The following is a 3029-nucleotide window of genomic DNA, read 5'->3' on the forward strand; positions in this document are numbered from 1 at the left end:
ACACAAATTTGCTTCATTTTGTGAGCAATAAATTATTTAGTTTTACTAAAAAATCATTGTTGCATCCAAGATTCTAATTTATCTCCAGTTTGAGACGGATTTCATTAAACTGTAAAAAAAGAGCCATCAATTACTCATTTAATCGCAGCCAGATTGTCATCTTCCCTCTCTAGCATAAGCACAAAGCATAAAATGCGAGGTTGCTATGCTCACGATAAGCCCTTTTAGATTACCGAGAAAAACGCCGTTTGGACTAGGCGAACACTTCACTGAGTGGGCGACAGGCCTAACTCGTTTAGATAAGTTTTATGCACAACGCCCACCCCATTGCGATACCGCAACATTTTTGCGTTTTACGTTAGAGGTATTGGGTATTGACTACCAAGTGGTGAAAGGATCATTAGCTCAAGTTCCCACTCAAGGCGCGACAGTCGTTGTTGCAAATCACCCACTTGGTTGTGTGGAAGGCGTTATTCTGGCTGAGATGCTGCTTTCAATTCGCTCAGACGTGCAGATATTAGCCAATCACTATTTAAAAACCGTACCAGAGTTAGATTCGCTGTTCATTGGTGTGGATGTTTTTGAAGACAAAGCCGCGCAAAAAGCGAATATGCAAGCCTTGAGAGCCGCCAATAAACACCTTGCTCAAGGAGGGCTGCTATTGATGTTTCCTGCGGGCGAAGTGTCACAACTGGTTGATAGTAAAACGCAGAAACTGGAAGACAAACAGTGGAGCCGTTCAGTCAGCCGACTGATACAAAAGCATCAAGCGACGGCGTTACCAGTGTTCATCAACGGGCAAAATTCGAAACGCTTTTACATGGCTGGAAAAATCCACCCGCTACTAAGAACGTTAATGTTGGGCCGTGAACTGCTCAATAAAAAGCATCAGCGTATCGAAATCGCCATTGGCGATGCGATCAATCATAAAGAAATCCAACATCTGTGTGATGAGACGCTGGTCAGCTATTTAAGGCTCAACACCTACCTTTTAAGCCACATCAACCCAACCAAGCGCAATAAAACCAATGATGAGCCGTTACAATCCATTGCACAGCGGCTCCCCCTAAGCGCTTTGTTACACGATATTGAGCAGCTTTCTTTTTCTGATCATCTATTAAGGCATAACGAATTCGATGTGTATTGTACCAGCGCAGAAAACATCCCCTCGTTACTGCACGAAATAGGACGAGTGCGAGAGCACAATTTCAGGCTGGTAGGTGAAGGCACTGGCACCGAGCTCGATATCGATCAATACGATCGCAACTACCTGCATCTATTCATTTGGGATCGCGAAGCGCAGAAATTGGTCGGAGCTTACCGTTTAGGCTTAGTCGACCGTATTGTGCCGATAAGCGGTATTGCAGGTTTGTACTCACGAACGCTGTTTCAGTATGACCACCGCTTTCTCAATACCATAGGTAATGCAATTGAAATGGGGCGTTCCGTCGTCGACATCGAGTATCAAAAAAGTATGGCTCCGCTATTGCTGCTTTGGAAGGGAATCGCAACCTATGTGCACCGAAACCCGCACTATACGCACCTATTTGGACCCGTAAGTATCAGCAATGATTACAGTGAAAGTGCGCGCCGTTTATTAGCCGACACAATGACGCAGCACTACTACAATAACCAACACGCCCATTTGGTAGAGGCAAGTAACCCACTCCCCAAGCAACAAGCCCCTTGGAATGCCAGTTTGCTGAGTGCATTGGCTGATTTACAGCTGCTTTCAAAAGTGATTGCCCGGTTGGATGAAGGGAAAAGCGTACCAGTGCTACTGCGTCAATACCTCGGTTTAAATGGCAAGTTAGTCAGTTTTAACGTAGACCCTGATTTTAATGATTCGTTAGATGGCTTGATTGTGGTCGATTTACGCAACGTTCCGGTGCGCAGCTTAAGCCGCTACATGGGCACCAAAGAAGCATACGAATACCTCACCCATCACGCGCCTAACCCTTGAAAAGGTTGAGCCGCTTTATTGACAAACTCTTCGGGTAAAAAAAGCGCCAGTCATTACTCTGGCGCATAAAAATTAAAACGTTAAACCCTAAATGCTAAGGATTTGAGACGCAGGATACGTAGAGAATGGCGGCTGGAGAGGCGGAGACGGGAATACCATCGCTAAGGAGCAGCGTGTCATAGTTAACAGGATTAGAAAGATCAGCTGTCTTCGACCAGTACCAATAGTCGGTCGGCCAACCGCGCGCTTTAAACATGTTACCGAATCCAACGTACAGTTCGTTAAGCAACTCATCACTTTCTGCTAAGCGCCAGTTAGTTCGCCCTCCGAGATTCTGAGCATTGTAGATCTCACACAGTGCGTTTGCATTATCCCATTTGAATCGGTAGAAATCACCTATTGGACCATCAATTCCGCTTTCAGTAGTGACATCATTTGCTATTGTACTTCCACCAATACTATTTAAGTAAGCCACTGATGGTGAGTTGGTAAATAATGTCCCGCTACCTATATCGAAGATATCAATACATACACCAGCTAAGTCAGCACACACATTCACATTCACTTGGTTACTGGCAATGCCATCCTCGATGGCGGTTACCGTTGTAGAGCCCACTTCGACACCAGTAAGCAAACCATCCAACGTCACCGTAGCGGTATTGGTATCGACTGACATCCACGTCACTGACTTGGTGACAGAAGATGAAGTGCCATCACTGTACGTCGCCGTGGCGGTTAACTGTCCGTTTAGATCTTTCGCCACATTGACCGTAGTAGGCGTCACTTGAATCGCAGTAATCACAGCCGAAGAGACAGTGACATTCACCGAGTTACTGATACCATTCTTGGTGGCTGTTACGGTTGTAGAGCCCACTTCAACACCAGTGATCAAACCTGTTGAGGTCACCGTTATTGTATTGGTATCGGCTGGTGTCCACGTCACTAAGCTAGAGATGTCAGAGGAAGTCGTATCACTGTACGTCGCAATGGCCGTTAACTGTTCAGTCTGACCTTTCGCCACACTGACAGGAGAAGGGGTCACTTGAATCGCAGTAATCACAGCCGA

2 protein-coding genes are annotated in these 3029 nt (G+C 45.9%); one reads left to right on the forward strand and one right to left on the reverse strand.

Annotation, left to right across the window (positions count from 1 at the left end):
* The first annotated feature begins 205 nt into the window (after positions 1-205).
* Positions 206-1963, forward strand: a complete 1758-nt coding sequence (locus tag AACT21_RS08300) for a lysophospholipid acyltransferase family protein (protein ID WP_094164212.1) — start codon at positions 206-208, stop codon at positions 1961-1963.
* 94 nt (positions 1964-2057) lie between these two features.
* On the opposite strand, the gene AACT21_RS08305 is transcribed toward AACT21_RS08300, so the two are convergent.
* A partial coding sequence (locus tag AACT21_RS08305) for an Ig-like domain-containing protein (protein WP_141195255.1) occupies positions 2058-3029 on the reverse strand: 972 nt, incomplete at its 5' end.

Source organism: Vibrio sp. V08_P9A1T1 (assembly GCF_963874405.1).
In the GTDB taxonomy this organism is placed as follows: domain Bacteria; phylum Pseudomonadota; class Gammaproteobacteria; order Enterobacterales; family Vibrionaceae; genus Vibrio; species Vibrio anguillarum.

What these genes read in the sequence shown, in the direction of transcription:
- AACT21_RS08300 (WP_094164212.1), top strand. Translation starts at nt 206, where the DNA reads ATGCTCACGATAAGCCCTTTTAGATTACCGAGAAAAACGCCGTTTGGA.